Source organism: Lysinibacillus sp. Bpr_S20 (genome assembly GCF_023337835.1).
Taxonomy (GTDB): domain Bacteria; phylum Bacillota; class Bacilli; order Bacillales_A; family Planococcaceae; genus Lysinibacillus.
Genome location: NZ_JALNLQ010000012.1, coordinates 12,072 through 31,125, shown reverse-complemented (window position 1 = coordinate 31,125; position 19,054 = coordinate 12,072). Strand labels below are relative to the sequence as shown.

The window sequence follows — 19,054 nt, the reverse complement described above, 5'->3', positions numbered from 1 at the left end:
TGATTGAATAGCTTAAGTATAAAGAAGGAGCGTCATTTTACCTATTTGGCTGTATGACATCAATATGACAAGTTTGTCATATTGCGAGCATATAATCATGATTTTCTCACGCTCTTTGAAAAGTCTATGGAAAAGGTAGTGACGCGCTCATTAGACTGTAAAGTAAAAGGGTGCTCTAATACAGTTAAAATCTTTTTCACTAAATACAAACCTATACCAGTTGCTTCGCCACTCGTTCTACCTTTCACGCCTGTATAAAATAAATCAAAGGCGCGTGAAATTTCACTCTCAGGAATCGTTTCTCCATTGTTTATAATTTTTAAAGTAGCCCCATCATAAATGATTTGAATAGAACTTTGAGACTCACCGTATTTTATAGCGTTATTGATAATTTGATAAAGCACAATCTTTAACCATTTTCGATCTGAATAAATAATCGTATTTTCACCTATCGTCACTTTTGGAAAAACTTCTTTGGCAATGAAATAATCCTTTAAATCATTAACAACTTCCTTCATAAGCTCTTTCAAGGAGAGTGCTTCTATTTTTAAATCAGCTACTAGGTTGGACGTGCGTTCATAAGTTAGTAGCTGATTGAGGGTAAACGTCAGCTTTTCGCATTCATGATCAATTGTTTGCAAGTGCTCTGATTGGCTAGTTGTATTAGATTGGATAATCAGCTGAATAACTGACAATGGCGTTTTCATTTGATGAGCAAAATGTGAAATCACAAGTTGCTTTTCCTTTTCTTGCTCTTCTAAATATTGCTGCTGTGTTAAGTATAAATATTGCATTTGCCGTAGTTTTTGGCTATAGGCTTGCTCTATCCCGGACTGCGGTTCATGCAGATGGAGATCATTACTTGTTAATGTGTTGTTCTGTAAATGAGCATAGAGCTTTTTTCTGCGATAATAACGTCCAATTAGCCAAATAGTAAATATAAAGCTAACGAGAAAGATAAAATAAAGATAATGTGAAGAAAGATCATCTAATGAATGAATAATCCAAGGTAATAAAAGAAAGGATGCACAATAAAGAATGATGACACTTAGATGATCTCGAAAGAAAAGCTTCATTCTTCAGCCTCCGATAATTGATAACCAAGTCCACGAATGGTTTTAATTTCTAGTCTAGATTGGATAGCATCGAATTTTTTTCGTAATCGGCCAATATTAACAGATAAAGTGTTTTCTTCAACAAAGGCTTCATCATCCCAAATAGCACTTAACAATTTTTGACGAGGGACAACATTAGGATAAGCTTCAAATAGTAATTTGCTAAGCTGCATCTCTTTTAATGTTAACAAGCTCTCGTGTTGCTCCGTATAAAGACGAACGGTATTCGCATTTAAAGTTGTATTAGCAATGGAAATTGAATTAGATTCGGAAGAAGCGTACTCCCCGTATGTACGACGAATAAGACCATTCACCTTGGCCATCAGTACATCTAACGAGAAGGGCTTCGTGATAAAATCATCCGCGCCATTTTCAATACCATACACTTGATCGATGTCGTTCACTCGCGCAGATACGATGATAATCGGGCATTTGGATAGCTGACGGATTTTACGCGACCAAAAGTACCCATCATAGGTTGGTAGGTTAATGTCCATAACAACGAGATGTGGTTGAATAGCTTGAAATTCTTCTACTATATGATTAAATTGCTGGACGGTATAGCATTCGAATTGGTATTTTGATAAATGCTCTACAATAATCTTTGAAATATTGGGATCATCCTCTATTATGTATATTTTGTGCATAGTATCGACCTTTCTTTATTAATGTATCCTGATTTTTAAATATCCATAAATACGGCTCGTAAGCATAATGTGTGATTTCCATTCAGCCACTTCACTTGCGGAGTACGCGCTGATCCTCAAGGAGTTGCTACTAGCATGTGCTTTAATAAATATCACCTTTTGGCGAAGAGCTAAAAGTATTTACTTTAATATAGTGATTGTACCCTGAAATTATAAAAAACAGCCACCACCAACCCAATTGGGAAGGTGATGACCTCTTAGATTTATTTTTTAGGGATATGGAAAGTGATATTTGTACCTTCATTTATCTTGCTTTTAATTTGTAACCTTTGTCCGTAGATCCTTTTAAGACGTAAATCTGTATTACGTAGACCAACACCAGATTTTGACGAATGGCTGCCGGATTGTAGCTCATCTATTATACTTGGATCAATTCCGACGCCATCATCTATAACACTTACAGCTACATAATCCAGAAAATCTTTAATACGGATACAAACTGTACCGCCTTCTTCCTGTTTCAATACACCATGACGAATTGCATTTTCGACTAATGTTTGTAAGGAGATAGGGGGGATTTCAATATTAATATGGTCATCAATATCCCATTCAATGTTTAATAAGTCCCCAAAACGCTGCTGGTTAATGTAGAGATATGATCGTACTAGCTCTAACTCATCCTTAAGTGGCACAACTCGCTGTAAATTCCGCACATCGAAGCTTGCATGGAGATACTCACCAAAATGATGCATTAAGTCAATCATTCGATCTGTATCGATCGTACTAAGGGATGCAATTGAATTTAATGTATTAAATAAAAAATGAGGCTGTATTTGGGCCTGAAGCCAAGCTGTTTCCAAATGTAGTCGTTGATTGATGCTATATTTCAAATCGATTAGGGCTCTACTCCTTACCTTTAACTCTAAAGAATTAATGGGCTTTGTCACATAGTCATTTGCACCATGGGCGAAACCGATATAAACATCCTCAGGATAATTTCGAGCCGTTAATATTAAGACAGGTAATTCAAGCAACGAGTAATGTTCTCGAAGAATTTCAGTTAATGCATAGCCAGATATATAAGGTAGCATCGCATCAATAATGACTAAATCCCACTCATCTTGCTGTAGCAATTCTAATGCCTTCTCACTGCTAGTAACAGTAGTAACAGCATATTCTGTTGTTGCAAATAAACTGCGCATAATTGTTAAGTTTACAGGGTCATCATCGACCATCAAAATATTAAATCGCTTTTCCATTATCGCTGGTGCCTTATTTTCTTCAACAGGAAGTTCCATGTCCTTTTCCTCGAAAAAGGGTTGCTCCTCCTTAATATCTGCCTTGGCTAATGGCAATGTGAAATAAACATCCGATCCTTTGTCAGGTATAGAATGTATGTGCAAAGTGCCACCATGCAATTCGATGAGTTTCTTTGAAATTAATAACCCGAGACCGATTCCATTATTGTTGTCATTTTCTTGTTCGTAAGGTGAAAATAGTCGACTTTGGGTAGCATTATCCATTCCTAACCCAGTGTCACGGATATGGATAACAGCCATATTATTTTCTATACGGGCGCTAATTATTATTGATCCTGCACTCGTATATTTAATGGCATTGTGTAGGAGATTAAAAAGAATTTGAATCAATCGATTTTCATCGGCCACTACATGAGGAAATGACCTAGGAATCATTGCGTTCATTTGTATCTGTTTGCCACTTGTTATAAAGCGTAACATGTCAAAAACACCATAAACTACACTTTGAATGCTAACGTTCTTTTTATGAAGATGTAACTTACCTTCCTTTAAACGAGTAAAATCTTGTATGTCATTTAAAGTAAAGGACATGCTCCTCCCGATATCAATTAGATGCTTTAGGTTTTGTTTATCATCAGCCATGAGCTTATTGTTTGGATTATCATAAATGGACTGTCCTAGTGTAATCATTTTATTCATGGGATCCCATAGCTTTTGTGAGCTGCTGGATAAAAATTCATCCTTTAATGCATCGTCTTTTTGTAATTTAGCAATCAATTGATTAATTTGCCCCTGATTTTCAAAAAAACGTTTAAACCAATAACTCGCAAAACCGAGCATGATAAATAAATAATCAAATGGGTACGTTGGTATATCAAAATTATAGATGGATTTAAAATATCCCCACATGATGCCATTTATTGTTCCGAGAGCTGTCAGTGCTATAAAAGCAGTACTCTGTTTTTGATTTCCAAGATATTCTCTTAAAGCGAGTACTACTACAGATAAAAATGAAATGACATAAAGTATATAGTAAAGAGAGTTTATTGTGTTTAACCAATTAATCGGTAAGACGACAGTGAGAAATGCTGAAAGGGCATAGAATGCAAAGACCCACTGAAAGCATTTAGCATGACGATATTTGACTAGTAAAACGCGCATAAATTGAACAAAGAAAAAAGAAGCTCCGAGATAAATAATAGTGGATAACTTAAATGACCATACATAATTGAGATGTAACCAAGTGAGTATAGATCTATCATATGAAACTAATTCATCTGATAATGGCAATAGAAACCCTACTGTGAATAGTAAAACAACTGGTTTTGGATGTATAAACAAAAACACAAGAGTGCTAAAAAGTGCGAACAATATCAGCGCTATTGAAATTGTAGCAAGAGATAAATTATTAATCATTTGTTGATGTGCCATAGCTGCAGCAGAGCCAAATAGAATTCTTTTATCAATGACAGGGCCTGCTGATGTATCAAAATTAGATACATGTAAAATTAAGTCAATTTCAGGTTGCTCATTTGTAAAGTAAAACGTATAAGGAGCGGCTTGGCCTTGATGATTTTGTGAATCAGTAGCTACTGTTCCAGACTGTTCAACTAACTTCCCGTTAATATACAATGCTGAAGCGGTTGATACTGAAGGAATCTCAATGGCATAGCGATGATCTTTGGAAGCATTGTCATTGAGTAAGATTTTTAAACGGTATGAACCATATCGTTCTGCAGTTGTCTCAGAATCTCGTGTAGGAACCACTCGGGTAGCTTGTTCAAATGATCGGAGAGACTTGTTATGAACAGTGTTTAACGGATCTATTAATAATCCGGGATAGTAGAGCCATTCACCGTCTAAGCTAAGACCTTCTTCATCGGGTAGCTGCTGATCCCGTATATCAAATACACCTTCCTGGATAGTTGGTTGATCATCGGAAGGGAGAAAGTATACTAGCCATAGTAAACGAAGTGTAGTAAGAACTAAAAAAATTAAAATAATGAAAAGTGAATGTCGTATAGTCGCTTTTTTCAACAGTGACATAAGAACCTCCAAATTTTCTTCTTGTAAGCAATTCTGCCTCGGCATAATTGCGTTTGAAATCGGCTTTGTGCTTAGGCCTGCATGACGCAGGGCAGTTAGCCGTTATCGCATGGATGCGATGATTTTAGGCTAACATCCTCTGTGAACTCCTTTCCGATTCCGTGATATCCGCTGGAGGCTTTAACTTCTGAAGCTGACGCTTCGCTTTCGCTACGAAAACACCTGCTGAAAGAAGTTAAAAGACCTATATTTACCATGCCATGAAATTTAGAAAATTGGAATAAAAAATTTATAAAAAAGCTACTTTCAGACTAGTCAGAAAGGACTGATTTCTACTCAGGACAGCTCGTCTTCCTCCTTTGTATTGCTGTCGCCATGCCTTCGCACAGGAGTAGAAACCAGCTGAAAATGAGCGCATGAAGTAAAATATCGATAAAAAACCCTGTTATCAATTAATGATAAATCTATAGTTTCAAGTTTTTAAGTTTTCTTTAAGAGGGGTAACGTATGATAAAGGAATTAAATATCAATGGGAGAATGGATCTATTGTGGGTAAATTCAAGTTAAAGTTATCGTTTGTTATTGTTAGTATGACGGTAATTGTTGTACTTGCGACTTCTAGTATTAGTATTTGGGGTAGCTACCGAAATTTTAATGATATACTTATGCAAAATAAAAATGTTATGCAAGAAAATTATGTGAAAGAAATCACTGTAATAACAGAGGGTTTCGTACAAGAAAAACTAAAAGAACCAAATCAAGATAAATCGATTGAGCCTGATGTGGCAAGAGTGGTTAACAAGTTACTTGATGAAAGAGTAGTTTTATCTAGCGCGTTCATAAAAAGTATAATTGTTCCCTCGTTAATAGGATTAGTCATAGTATTTGTATTAGCTGTATGGCTTACTTCCAAAATTGCACGACCTTTAAAAAATCTTTCTACTAGCATGGAGAGAGAAGAAATACAAACGTTTGAGGAAATTAATGACTGGTATTACGAAGCACATAAGTTGAAAAAAGTAGTGCAAAATATGGCTACTAGCTCAGAAAGCAAAATAGGTAATTTAACAAATCAGCTGAATTTAGACGCCTTAACAGGAATTCCTAACCGTAGAAGGATGGATCAAATTTTAAATGAGTTAATCATCAATAAAGTGCCACATGTAATCGTTTTAATAGACTTAGATGACTTCAAAAGTATAAATGATACTTATGGACATATTGTAGGCGATGAAGTTTTAAAAGCTTTCGCCAACCATATGCAAGAGAACATTGAGCAACATGGCTCGGTACGGTGGGGAAGAGTTCATGATGATATTGCCATCGATGACAATAGATGCAGCTTTAGCGTTAGCGGAGAATTTACGCGTTAAGCAGGCGATGTTAGATGCTACATGTGGGAGACCTGTTACAATGTCTGCCGGCATTACAGCATTTACAGCAAATATCAAAACTGCTAACCAAATAATTACAATTACAGATCGGGCGTTATATAAGGCGAAGCAGTCAGGAAAAAATCGTATCTGTGTCGCTGAAAATCATTTGAAAAATAATGAAATAAATATCGAAATATAATCCGCCCATAAACAGTAACAAATGTTTTTTGTAGCGAAAGCAAAGCGGTAGCAACAAATATTTTATCTGTGCGAAAGCGAAGCGACAGCAACAAATATTTTATCTGTGCGAAAGCGAAGCGGCAGCTATAAAGCGCCCAGATGGAACAGAAATCAACCCCACGCTATGGTGGTAAGACCATGATTTAATATTTGATAAAATGAATAAAAGATAAAAGGCATCGAGAGTTTTCTTCTCGATGCCTTTTAAAGGTTGAAATTTTCAACAGATATAGCATTAAATAGTTCGGTCGTTTCTTGCTTTGGTAAAATATCGAGATCTGCTAATAAGGTGTTTTTAAAATTATGGTAAACCTTTACTGCACTCGCTCGATTATCCACTTCAATATAGTGCTTCATTAACTGTTGGATGGTTTTATCGGAATATGGATTATGTTCTATCGTTAAAAGTAAAATTTGCTCTCGTTTTTTTACATCGTGTATTGCTGTATAATGCTCTACTAAATCATGAAGCAAAAGCGTAAATTTGTTGTTCATAAAACTGGCTTTACTAGTCATCCAGGGATAATCTAATGAGGCCATATAGTCACCTTGGTAGCTTTGTATTAGTGCTTCAGCTCTCTCTATACTAATCTTTCCAGTCTCTGATTTAGCATTTAAAATATGTTCTAATTCATGGGCATCACATTGAAAATCCTCTAGTTGTAAAATATAGCAGCCGTTTGCATACTGTATGACTTCTGAATAGCCCAATGCTGAAAGCGTCGTTCTTAGATAGGAGACTGTTGTATGTAACTGTACTCTTGCCTTTTTGACTTCTGTATCTGCCCATAAAGCATCGATAATTGTATCACGTGGTACATGGTTATTAAGATTGGAAAAAAGAAAGGCAAATAATTCTTTCGTTTTAAGCGTTCTCCAATGAACGGCTTTGTTATTATGTAAAACAACGAATCCGCCAAAGCATTGTATTGTAAGCACAGGTTTATTTTGTATTTGTATGGGAATCGATTTATTTTCTAGGTGAAGGTCCTGGATTCTATTAATAGTTGTCTCTAGACGAGTCTTTGAAATAGGCTTTAGTAAATAATCAATGGAGTTAATTTCAAATGCTTGGACAGCATAGTCCCGATACGCAGTGACAAATACAATAAAGATATTCTTGTTCCACTCTTTTAATAGCTGTGCAACCTCTAAACCGTTCATGCCAGGCATTTCAACATCTAAAAAGGCTACTTGAAAATCCAAGCGTGGGCCCTCTGCAAGTAAATCCTTTACAGTTGTAAAGGATTTAACGACCTCAATTGAATTAAATTCCTTTAACTTTTTCTCCATGTTTACAAGAGCTAATGGCTCATCATCCATTACTATCACTCGAATCAAAAGGGCACCAACTTTCAAATATTTTAAATGGAAATATCAATGACTGACCCTTTGTACGGATATATGGTCACTTGCTGCTGTGGCAAAGCTTTTAATAAATCGGCAGCAGCTACAGTATTTAGAGTAAGCGCATTTTGCAAAACACTCATTTTTACTGTTTGTTGTAGCTCCATAATCTGAGAAGACATTATTGTATTAATTTCCATCATACATTCCTCGTTTACCATATTATCGTATAAAAACATCGATTTTCCAACATATAAAAATGGCAAGTAGAGTTCTAATGTTTTCCTTCAAAATGGCCAATTTACCAAAAATATCATTGAAGTTGTATATTTTTCCGTTTTTATAGAAATAATTCGTACTATCAGGTCCGTTAGCCTGAGTTATTGATTGCATTAGCTTGCATAAAAGTACCTAACTCTAGTGTGCTAGCAGCAGATTGCAAAATAATAAAATATGGAGGTTCAAAATATGAAAAAACAAGCTTTAGCTTTAGCTGTAACATTGACCTTGGGAGTATGTCTATTTATCAGTCCGTCATTTGCAAAGGAAAAACTCGCTTTTAATCCATACGACACATTGTGGGGAATCTCGAAAATTTACAATTTAACTTTAGGAGATTATGAGCCAATCATTGACTCAGATGCGCAATGGTTTTATCCAGAGCAAAATTTAAATGTAGTTGAAACGAAAAATGATAATCCAATGAAAGACCAACACTTTGTTGAGGCTGGGGATACATTATTTACAATTGCACGTGTAAATAGTGTGTCGGTGGAAGAACTAAAGGAATGGAACAACCTTTCATCTGATCTGATTTATGTAGGCGAAACATTAGCTATCAAAGCATCGTCGGCAAAACTTAAAACTGCTGAAAACAAAACGAAAAAAGTAGCAACAACAATAAGTAAGAAGAAAGTAACAACATCAAGCACAAACTCTGTAAGTGCTCCAGCGAATACGGGCAAAACGTTAACAATGCGGGCAACAGCCTATACAGCGTATTGTGAAGGATGTTCAGGGATTACGGCAAATGGAACAGATATAAGATCAAATCCAAACTTAAAGGTAATTGCTGTAGACCCACGTGTAATTCCTCTTGGTACAAAGGTTTGGGTTGAAGGTTATGGTGAAGCAATCGCAGCAGATACTGGCGGAGCGATAAAAGGTAATAAAATTGATGTATTTATTCCTACCGAGGGACAAGCTCGTCAGTGGGGCGTCAAAAATGTCACAGTAAAAATTTTGAATTAGTGTAAGAAAAGAGGGTGCTGTCATAGCGTATAGTTGATTTCCGTTCTTCTGATCTGCGAGGAGTCGCCAGGTCGTAACGAAGATCAATCTATATACATGGCATACGTTTGAACATATATCATCGACAACTTTTGGTGATGAGCTAAGTAAGGGATATCTCATTTGAATTGGAGATATTCCTTTTATTTTTTAAAGAATCAACATCCATTAAAATCTAAGTCCACAGTATTTACTCTTATACCAATTATTCGCAAAATCTAAGTGAAATTGCATAAGTGGAAGGATTATTGGCAACCATCTGAAATAGAGGAGGTATTTTTATGAAAAAAATGAGCTTAATTATTATTTCGTTATTAGTATTTGTCGGTGGTTGTGGTTTCTTTGAGAAGAAGGAGCAAAAAGTGGCAGTTAACGCAAGTTCAGGACCAACTGCAACCGCTAAAGTAATTGGTAAAAATAATGAAAGCTATGGCAATGCATATCTTGAGGAAGAGGATAATGGGGTTAAGGTTACACTCGCACTATCTGGATTGCCAGCTGGAACACATGGCATTCATTTTCACTCTGTTGGGAAGTGTGAGCCACCAACATTCGAATCGGCAGGTCCGCATTTTAACCCAACACATAAAGAGCATGGGAAGTTAAATCCTAAGGGATATCATTTAGGGGATCTTCCGAATTTAGAAGTTGGAGAAGATGGAAAGGTAGATCTGAATTTCTTAGCTGAAGGGTTAACTTTAGAAAAAGATGCTGCTAACTCATTGTTACGTGATGGTGGCACTACATTAATCATCCATGAATCAGAGGACGATTATAAAACAGATCCTTCCGGTAATTCTGGTGCAAGAATTGCTTGTGGCATTATTCAATAAATCAATAAATAAATCACTGTATCCAAAGTAAATCACTTTAGATACAGTATTTTTGTTTTAAGGGTAAAAATCGACAACAAATGATTAATGTTCCGAAATCCAATTTTAGCAGAGGAGTCGCCTAGCCTCACGTGAATCAATGGATCTACATAACATTCCTCTTAACAAATAACCCCTCACTTTAGAGAAGAAGGAAAAGGTTATTTCAATGATTGATATGCATTTTTTATACATATAGCCATAAAAAATGTTTTCTTGGAAAAAGAATTTAGTGTATTAATGTAGATAATCTTAGTGCGAAGAAGTTAATGATGAAATTCAAAAATGTAGGGTTTTTAAGGGGTATAGTATAATTATAAAAGACTGAATTTACAATAAATAGATTGACATTATTATACTATATTTGATAATTTTAAATAGATTATTATTTATAACCAAGGGGGAAGGTTACTATGAAGAAAAAACAATTCAGGCTATTAATGCTAGTAAGTGCCTTTGCACTATTGATTTTAGCTGCATGTGGGTCTGATAGCGGAACAAGTTCAAAGGACTCGGATAAGGGTAGTTCGACAGCATCTGCTAAACCGAAATTTTTGAACTTATTAACAGGTGGAACACAGGGTACTTACTATGCATTAGGTGGGACATTTGCTGATTTAATTTCTAAAGAGACGGACATTAAAACAACTGCTGAAGTATCTCAAGCGTCTGCTGCCAACATGACAGCTTTGCAAGAGGGTAAAGGTGAAATTGCCTTTGTTCAATCAGATATTGCTTATTACGCTACTGAAGGAACAATGATGTTTGATGGTAAAAAAATCGATTCAATTGCTGCTTTAGGTGCACTTTATCCAGAAACAGTACAATTAGTAACAACGGAAGCATCGGGCATTAAAACATACGCAGATTTAAAAGGGAAAAAGGTTTCTGTAGGTGCTCCAGGCTCTGGAACTTACGCAAACGCTGAACAATTACTTGAAATTCATGGTTTGAAAATGGATGATATCAAAGCACAAAACCTTGACTTTGGTGAGTCTACTGACGGTCTTCAATCTGGCCAAATCGACGCAGCGTTTATTACTGCGGGTACGCCAACAGCAGCTGTTGAGGCATTAAATGCAACAACTAAAGTAAATATCATCGGTATGGATGCGGGTAAAGCGGATGAGTTAATTGCTAAATACTCTTACTATACAAAAGATACAGTAAAAGCTGGTACGTATGGTCTTGCAAAAGATACTGAGACAGTTTCAGTACTTGCGATGCTAGCGGTGAAAAAAGATCTTCCAGAAGATGTTGTTTATTCTATGACGAAAGCTATTTATAATAACACAGATAAAATTTCCCACGATAAAGGGAAGTTTATCAAAGCGGAGACAGGTTTAGATGGTATTAGTATTGATGTTCACCCTGGTGCTCAAAAATACTTTGATGAAAAGAAATAACAGAACGTTCGGAGTTTGAATGTGGGTTTTCTAATACGAAGAGGCTCGGATTGCGTAAAGCTTCGAGTCTCTTTTCTTCCGTACGAATAGCTTTTTAAGTGGGGGAACAGATGTAGTGCGAAAGAGAACGTTAATAATTGTTTTAGCTTTTTTATGTATTTGCATTAGTGTAGTCATTTTTCTTCCTCTTCAAAAGGTATTCGCATTTACGGAAACACGTATAAATGACCCGGCAGTGCATTATATACCACTTACAACTGAGGATACATTTGAAATTAGATACACTCACTCCATCCATAAAACGGATGTACTCGAACATTATAAATGCGTAGACGGAACAAGTATTCAAATGTTAGGGATGGAGTATGAAAGTTTAGCAATCGGTATGCCAAGCTATGCAGAGAAAAATCAAACATTAACAGAACGAAACGGTAAATATTTTTTGCAGTTTGACAATGAAATCATTGGAAATTTTACGATTTATATAGGCGATTTGGATTTAGATCTGGTATTAGATTACGAGAATTATGAATACGATTTAAAAAAAGACTTACAAAGGGGAAAATCCTATTTATTTGAGGTGAAGCGTTTATCGCTTTATGAACAATGGAAAGGAGTAAGGATGAAATGACAACTCAGCATAAATCAAACGACGATGTAAAAAAAGAAGAATTCGAACAAATATCGGCTGAAGAGCAACAAGCAATACTTGAGAAATATGATATTGAATCCAATGTCCGGACTGTATCAGGCATTATGAAACATGTCATTTTCTTTGGATTACTAGCATTTTCATTGTTTCAGCTTTACACAGCAATTAAAGGCCAATTCCCAGCGCAAATTCAGCGTACGGTACATTTAGGCTTTGGTTTGACCCTAATTTTCTTGTTATTCCCTGCTCGAAAAAAAGCAGCGAAAAACAAAATAGCTTGGTTCGATTATATTTTAGCTGTATTATCCATTGTAGTAGGTTCGTATTGGACGATAAATTATACAGAGCTTGTCAATAGTAATGGTACCATTACGCAAACTGATTTTATTGTAGGTCTCATAGCTGTCGTATTAGTGCTTGAGGCAGCTCGCCGTGCAGTAGGTCTACCGATTACCATCATTGCTGTATGTTTCTTAATATATGCCTATTTCGGACCGTACTTCCCGGATTTTATGGCACACAGAGGACAAGATATAGAGAGTATTGTTAATCTCATGTACTTTACAACTGATGGAATTTTTGGAACACCGATTAGTGTTTCAGCCACATTTATTTTTGTATTTTTACTCTTTGGGGCATTCCTTGTCAAAACAGGTGTGGGTCAATACTTTAATGATTTAGCGGTATCTCTTGCAGGTAAATTAATTGGTGGTCCTGCAAAAGTAGCGGTATTTTCAAGTGCACTCCAAGGTACGATTTCGGGAAGCTCTGTAGCGAATGTTGTAACATCTGGATCCTATACGATTCCAATGATGAAAAAGCTTGGGTACCGTAAAGAGTTCGCGGGTGCAGTAGAGGCAGCGGCGTCTACAGGTGGGCAGTTAATGCCTCCAATTATGGGTGCGGCAGCGTTTTTAATGGTTGAATTTATCGGTCGCGGAATATCATATTGGGATATTGCGAAGGCGGCGGCGATACCTGCATTGCTTTATTTTACAGGTATTTGGATTATGACTCACTTTGAAGCGAAACGTGTGGGTTTAAAAGGCTTGCGTGATGATCAAATGCCAAATCGTCGAGAGGTATTTAAGAAAATTTACCTTCTATTACCGATAATCTCTATCATCGTTTTAATGTTAACAGGTACACCAGTAATGCGTGCGGCGCTTTACGGTATTCTTATTTCTATTGGTGTTGCTATGTTTAATAAAGAAACACGTTTAAAACCTAAGGATATTATTGATGCATTAGTTGATGGGGCCCGTACAGCACTTGGTGTTGTAGCAGCAACAGCTTGTGCAGGTATTATCGTAGGTGTTGTTGTGAAAACGGGTCTAGGCCTAAGTTTAGCTAATAGTTTAGTACAATTAGCTGGCGGTAGTATTATTTTAACATTAATTTTTGTTATGATTGCATCCCTAATTCTTGGGATGGGAGCTCCGACAACAGCAAATTATGTCATTACGTCAACAATTGCTGCTCCTGCGATCGTGGCATTATTGTCACCGAATACACCACAGGAATTAGTACCGGTAGTCGTTTTATTATCGGCACACTTCTTTGTATTCTACTTTGGTATTATTGCTGATATAACACCACCTGTTGCACTAGCTGCTTTTGCGGCTTCTGGAATTTCTGGGGGAGATCCGATTAAAACTGGTGTAAACTCAGCGAAGCTTGCTATTGCAGCGTTTATTATTCCGTATATGATTGTATTTTCACCTGCATTGCTAATGATTGATACAACTATACCTGAAATTATATGGGTAGTATTCACGGCCATTACAGGAATGGTAGCGATAGGTGCGGGAGTAATAGGTTACTGGTATCGTAAGTTGCTTTGGTTTGAACGCATTATTGCGCTTGCAGCTGGTTTACTTCTCATCTATCCAGAGAAACTCTCGGATTGGACTGGTTTAGCAATCTTTGTGGTTATGTTTGTTATTCAATATGTAACACAGCATAAAGGGAACGGTGATGATGATCAAAAAGGTAAAACTAGTGCTGTAGCTTAGAGGGGCTTACGTTTATAAGTCTTTCCTTGAAAGGAGATGTATCATAATTTGATACATCTCTTTTTTGTTAAGTCGAAATTGATCTAAAATGTAGATTGTTTTTATATGTTTTATGCATAATGAGCATCGTTTATTGCTTTTTTTCCAAAAGGCATTGTATAATACAATTATCAGAAAATTCTATCAAATTGAATAGAGAGGTGATTAAATGAAAAAGTTGTTGAACTCAAAATTTGAAACGTATCTAATGGATCAGGAAATGGAGCTTACTATAGAAGAGGAAAATAATGAGGAGCAAATAACGATGGTGCATTATGAAGAATATCCAGAAGGTTTTTTTACAAGTTTATAATAAATATTTGAAGGACTGTGCTAAAAGTGGAAATAACTTTTAACGCAGTTCTTTGTTTTTTGCATATACAATTCATTTTTGGATTATCAACATAGCGTGTGGTTGATTTCCGTTCCGATATTTGCTTGCTGCACTCTTATTTTTTATATACATAGTTCTAAATCCATATGTACTTTTAAGAAATCGTTTCATGTATAATGGGAAACAAAAATGCGTATAGAGGTGTAGTTATGTCAAATGCAGTATTAGAGGAAACGCTTTATCAATGGTTTGATCATTTTCATAAATACCCAGAGGTAAGCTGGAAGGAATTCGAAACTACTAAAAAGATTGCGTCCATTTTAGATGAGCTGAACGTATCCTATCGTTTGTTAGGGGATGTGCCAGGGTTGATTGCGGAAATTGGTACAGGTGATGAAATTGTTGCTGTACGTGCAGATATAGATGCTTTATGGCAGGAAGTAGATGGAAAGTGGCAAGCTAACCACTCATGTGGGCATGATGCAAATATTACGATGGTGCTTGGCGCTTTATTATTGCTGAAAGATCGACCATTGCAACATCGCGTCCGTTTTATTTTCCAACCTGCTGAAGAGCTTGGCAATGGAGCTTGTGCAGCCTTTGAGCGCGGGGCTGTTGATGGTGTATCGCATTTATTTGGTGTTCATTTAAGACCAATTGAAGAGTTACCACTTGGTCAGATATCGCCTGCTATCCATCATGGTGCTGCTTATTTTTTAGAGGGAGCAATACGAGGCACTGATGCTCATGGTGCTAGACCTCATCAAGGGAAAAATGCAATCGATGTGATTATGGCCGTACAACAAATGCTCAATAGTATACATTTATCACCCTTCGAGCCTCATTCTGCAAAGTTAACGAAAATTGTTGCAGATGGTGGTAGTACGAATATTATTCCGGGTACTGCAAGCTTCTCTATGGATATTCGCGCGCAACGTAATAACCAACTAGAATTACTCCGTAGTCGTATTGAGTTTGGTTTAACATCAATCCAACAGCAGTTTGAAATTGATATGGACTGGAAATGGATCGATTTTACACCTGGTGCTGAGGTTTCTTCAGTTGCTGCACGTATGGCTAAAGAAGCCATTATTGAAACGTTTGGGGAAGAGTATCTTGCAGGGGAAATTTCAACACCTGGAAGTGATGATTTCCATTTTTACACAGTTAAAAAACCTGAATTAAAAGCAACGATGATTGGTATTGGAGCCAACTTAGCACCAGGATTACATCATCCAAAAATGACTTTTGAACGAAGTGCATTAATAGATGCTGCGAAAGTACTTGCTTGTGTGTTAGAGAAAAAACCTGAATACGAATAATGATTGCAAGAGGGAGCTATATCAAAATCTGTTGATATAGTTCTTTTTTATTTTCTTTTTAGCGAAATGTATGAATATTTTGCATTGACCTTAATAGCTATTTGAAAACGTTTTTATACGCTAAAACAGTGGAAATTGCTAGAGAAGCATAAAATTTTTGCGTTGACTTTTAATTTTTTGAATATTATGCTAAAAAACATATAAAATTATTTGCGTCTATGACAACGGGGATTGGCAACTGGTGCAAAAAAGGGGATGGATTCATGAAAAAGGAAATTAATGCTGGTTGGGCTGTTCTGACTTTTGCAATAATGATTATAGCTATGTTAATTACAGTAGTTGCGTTAGAGCAAAGTCCTCACGTACCACTTATTATTGGAACAACTGTAGCGGCAATTGTGGCCAAAATGCATGGATTTAAGTGGATGGAAATTGAGGAAATGATGTATAAGGGAATACGTCTAGCTTTACCAGCGATTGTTATTATTATTTTAGTAGGTTTGACAATTGGCGCATGGATTGGCGGCGGTGTCGTAGCGACAATGATTTATTATGGTTTGAAATTAATTTCTCCGGCTTGGTTTTTAGTAACAATCATGCTGTTGTGTTCAATTGTTGCACTGGCAATTGGTAGCTCGTGGTCGACGATGGCAACAATCGGTGTTGCTGGTATGGGTATTGGTTTAAGTATGGGCATTCCTGCAGCAATGATTGCTGGAGCGGTTATTTCGGGCGCATATTTTGGTGATAAGATGTCACCGTTATCGGATACTACTAATCTCGCGGCAGGTTTAACAGGTACCGACTTATTTGATCATATTAAGCACATGCTTTACACAACAATTCCAGCTTTAGTCATTGCGATCGTTGTATTTGGAATTATGGGTAGAAGCTTCGCTGACATCTCAATGCAATCGGAAAGTATTTTAACAACATTAAAAGTAATGGAGGATAGTTTCGTTATTTCTCCTTGGTTATTACTTGTTCCAGTTGGAGTAATTGTATTGGTAGCGAAAAAAGTACCTGCGATTCCAGCCTTAGTTGTCGGAATTATCTCAGGATTCTTACTACAAATCTTCGTACAAGGCGGTACACCTACAATGGCTGTACATGCTTTACAAGAAGGATTTGTGATTTCAACTGGCAATGACATGGTGGACAACCTATTTAACCGTGGTGGCTTAGATTCAATGATGAATACGGTTTCAATGACAATTGTGGCAATGACGTTCGGTGGGGTGTTAGAATATTCCGGCATGTTAAAAGCACTTATGGATGTCATTGTGAAATTTGCTAAATCTACAGGAAGCCTAGTTGCTTCAACGATTGCAGCATGTATTACAACAAATGCTACATGTTCTGAGCAGTATATTTCAATTGTTGTTCCATCACGTATGTTTGCGAATGTGTATCGAGAGCGCGGCTTGCATTCGAAAAATTTATCTCGTGCGTTAGAAGATGGAGGAACACTAACTTCTGTATTCTTCCCATGGAACACTTGCGGAGTCTTTATTTTAGCAACATTAGGTGTAGGTGCAATGGAATACGCACCATATGCCATTATTAACTTCTTGGTACCTATTATTTCAATTTTTTATGCTTATATCGGATTTGCGATTGTTAAGCTGACACCTGAAGAAATGGAAGCGGAAGAGAAGCGCAAAAAAGAGCAAGAAATAAGTGATACTAATATGGTTATGGCTGACTAAAGTTTGAAGCTTTAAATGCACTCTTTTCTAATAGGTAAGCTCTCGCAGGAGCAACATCATCTGCGAGGGCTTTTCAACCTTCAATAGACCGCAAAGTTCAATTCATATATCGTACGTGGGCGTCCTTGTTGGTGAGTCATTTCTTCGCCAACTACGTTAGCATAACCATTATCCACTAATTTTTTAATAATGCGCTCTGTTGTGCGGCGTGTTACTTGTAAGTATTCTGCAAGATTATGAGAAGTAAATTGAGCAGATTGTCGCTCTCGGCTAAAATGGATTATCTTAGAAATATTCAATGGACTTAAGCTTGTCTGCTTTGCCATTTGTAAAACGTAGGGGTCATCTGTTTTTAAAGATAGTCTTACTTCTGATTTAGGGAATGGGCCTAGCAAGTTTTTATGTTCATCAAGTATATAAATTTCACAAGGTTTAGCAAATGTTAATGCGTGTTTAGCATTTTGGTTAGCCTCAACTATTGAATGCCCATAACCAAATGCAAGCTTAAATGACTGATCGGTTTGCTGTAATAAGTTCTGTAAGTTCTCTTTTTCGAGCGCTTTTTGCAAATGCCCGGCTGTCGTATATAGCTCAAAAGAATACGGTGAAATTTCTTTATAAGTTGAATGCGTGGCTGCGGTGATTTGCGTTAACATGTTATCGTCTATCGGTTTATCTTCAGGAGCTTCCAATAGTCCAACGACAGCTTTCACAGATTCAGATTTTGTAAGAAGCGATTGGGATTTCGTTTCCTCTAAGCATTGTACAATGGAATTAGTTGCATCTAACATGCGCATTGCAGGTATTTGAAGAGCCTGTAATTCATCAAACACACTATGAATACTTGTTATAACAAAGTCAATGCTGTTAGCCTCCCACAAAGCGATATGATGATGCAATATAGATTGAGTAGGTTCCGTGATAGAAATAGGCTGAATATATGGTTTTGGACCGAAATACTCTATTTCTGTTAAAACATTTTCGACAATAGCTGGATTCATAACATCAATAGAAATTCTATTTAAAGGTACAGTATGATTGGCTATAAGCGATAATAAAGTTGTAGAAACTGCCGTCTCATCTTGCTTTATATAATTCCAAGGTATGGGCAGTTCGGACAGTGCGGATTGGGCATGTAAATAGGGTAGCGTTCCTCCGAATAAAAGGGCATCACATGGCTTCATTTCCTTTAACAAAAAGGGTGCCTCTGTAGGTTGCTTGTAGAGATAAAAATCTATTTGAATATTCTCTATGTTTTGTGCGATACTATTTATACGCTTCATAAATGCTTTAGAGCAGATAACCGCTATTTTAGTAGACATGGGTAACATTCCTTTTCTATATTTTTTTGATAATTAGCGACGTATTAGAGACAACTTTATTAT

General features: G+C 36.6%; 14 protein-coding genes and 1 pseudogene. 9 read left to right on the top strand and 6 right to left on the bottom strand.

Features of this window, described 5'->3' with window-relative positions; all coding sequences use genetic code 11:
• Nucleotides 1–95: 95 nt before the first annotated feature.
• The 3 genes from MWJ95_RS21240 to MWJ95_RS21230 form a co-directional block, all read right to left on the bottom strand.
• Entirely contained in the window at nt 96–1,076 is a 981-nt protein-coding gene (locus MWJ95_RS21240) for a sensor histidine kinase (protein ID WP_249107182.1), read from the bottom strand.
• Complete coding sequence (locus MWJ95_RS21235) at nt 1,073–1,762, bottom strand: response regulator transcription factor (protein WP_249107181.1); 690 nt, start codon at nt 1,760–1,762, stop codon at nt 1,073–1,075. The genes MWJ95_RS21240 and MWJ95_RS21235 overlap by 4 nt, the downstream gene beginning before the upstream one ends.
• 263 nt (nt 1,763–2,025) lie before the next feature.
• Nucleotides 2,026–5,067, bottom strand: a complete 3,042-nt coding sequence (locus tag MWJ95_RS21230) for a hybrid sensor histidine kinase/response regulator (protein WP_249107180.1) — start codon at nt 5,065–5,067, stop codon at nt 2,026–2,028.
• A 590-nt stretch (nt 5,068–5,657) separates the two neighbouring features.
• Between MWJ95_RS21230 and MWJ95_RS24660 the strand changes: the two are divergent.
• A pseudogene (locus MWJ95_RS24660) lies at nt 5,658–6,642 on the top strand (GGDEF domain-containing protein).
• Between the two features lie 245 nt (nt 6,643–6,887).
• Here MWJ95_RS24660 and MWJ95_RS21215 read toward each other — a convergent pair.
• Together MWJ95_RS21215 and MWJ95_RS21210 are read right to left on the bottom strand one after the other, a co-directional pair.
• Nucleotides 6,888–8,015 carry a response regulator gene (locus MWJ95_RS21215; RefSeq protein WP_249107222.1) on the bottom strand — a complete coding sequence of 376 codons (1,128 nt, stop codon included), beginning with the start codon at nt 8,013–8,015 and terminating at the stop codon, nt 6,888–6,890.
• A gap of 32 nt (nt 8,016–8,047) precedes the next feature.
• Entirely contained in the window at nt 8,048–8,269 is a 222-nt protein-coding gene (locus tag MWJ95_RS21210) for a polyribonucleotide nucleotidyltransferase (protein WP_249075575.1), read from the bottom strand.
• A gap of 229 nt (nt 8,270–8,498) precedes the next feature.
• Here MWJ95_RS21210 and MWJ95_RS24555 point away from each other — a divergent pair, with 229 nt between their 5' ends.
• The 8 genes from MWJ95_RS24555 (at nt 8,499) to nhaC (ending at nt 17,669) form a co-directional block, all read left to right on the top strand.
• Complete coding sequence (locus MWJ95_RS24555) at nt 8,499–9,281, top strand: LysM peptidoglycan-binding and 3D domain-containing protein (protein WP_283164808.1); 783 nt, start codon at nt 8,499–8,501, stop codon at nt 9,279–9,281.
• Between the two features lie 320 nt (nt 9,282–9,601).
• On the top strand, nt 9,602–10,153 hold the full coding sequence (locus tag MWJ95_RS21195) for a superoxide dismutase family protein (protein ID WP_249075574.1): 552 nt from the start codon (nt 9,602–9,604) through the stop codon (nt 10,151–10,153).
• 452 nt (nt 10,154–10,605) lie between these two features.
• The gene (locus MWJ95_RS21190; RefSeq protein ID WP_249107177.1) at nt 10,606–11,598 is read left to right on the top strand and encodes a TAXI family TRAP transporter solute-binding subunit; all 993 of its coding nucleotides are present in this window, start codon (nt 10,606–10,608) and stop codon (nt 11,596–11,598) included.
• Nucleotides 11,599–11,713: 115 nt separating this feature from the next.
• Nucleotides 11,714–12,229 (top strand): DUF1850 domain-containing protein, encoded by a 516-nt coding sequence (locus MWJ95_RS21185; RefSeq protein ID WP_249075572.1) that lies wholly within the window; start codon nt 11,714–11,716, stop codon nt 12,227–12,229.
• Nucleotides 12,226–14,265, top strand: a complete 2,040-nt coding sequence (locus MWJ95_RS21180) for a TRAP transporter permease (protein WP_249075571.1) — start codon at nt 12,226–12,228, stop codon at nt 14,263–14,265. The genes MWJ95_RS21185 and MWJ95_RS21180 overlap by 4 nt, the downstream gene beginning before the upstream one ends.
• 208 nt (nt 14,266–14,473) lie before the next feature.
• Nucleotides 14,474–14,617 (top strand): hypothetical protein, encoded by a 144-nt coding sequence (locus MWJ95_RS21175; protein ID WP_249107176.1) that lies wholly within the window; start codon nt 14,474–14,476, stop codon nt 14,615–14,617.
• A gap of 230 nt (nt 14,618–14,847) precedes the next feature.
• Nucleotides 14,848–15,960 (top strand): amidohydrolase, encoded by a 1,113-nt coding sequence (locus MWJ95_RS21170; RefSeq protein ID WP_249107175.1) that lies wholly within the window; start codon nt 14,848–14,850, stop codon nt 15,958–15,960.
• Between the two features lie 263 nt (nt 15,961–16,223).
• Nucleotides 16,224–17,669, top strand: coding sequence for a Na+/H+ antiporter NhaC (gene nhaC, locus MWJ95_RS21165; RefSeq protein ID WP_249107174.1), 1,446 nt, complete (start codon nt 16,224–16,226; stop codon nt 17,667–17,669).
• Nucleotides 17,670–17,749: 80 nt separating this feature from the next.
• Here nhaC and MWJ95_RS21160 read toward each other — a convergent pair whose 3' ends face one another.
• Complete coding sequence (locus MWJ95_RS21160; protein ID WP_249107173.1) at nt 17,750–18,991, bottom strand: hypothetical protein; 1,242 nt, start codon at nt 18,989–18,991, stop codon at nt 17,750–17,752.
• Between the last annotated feature and the right edge of the window lie 63 nt (nt 18,992–19,054).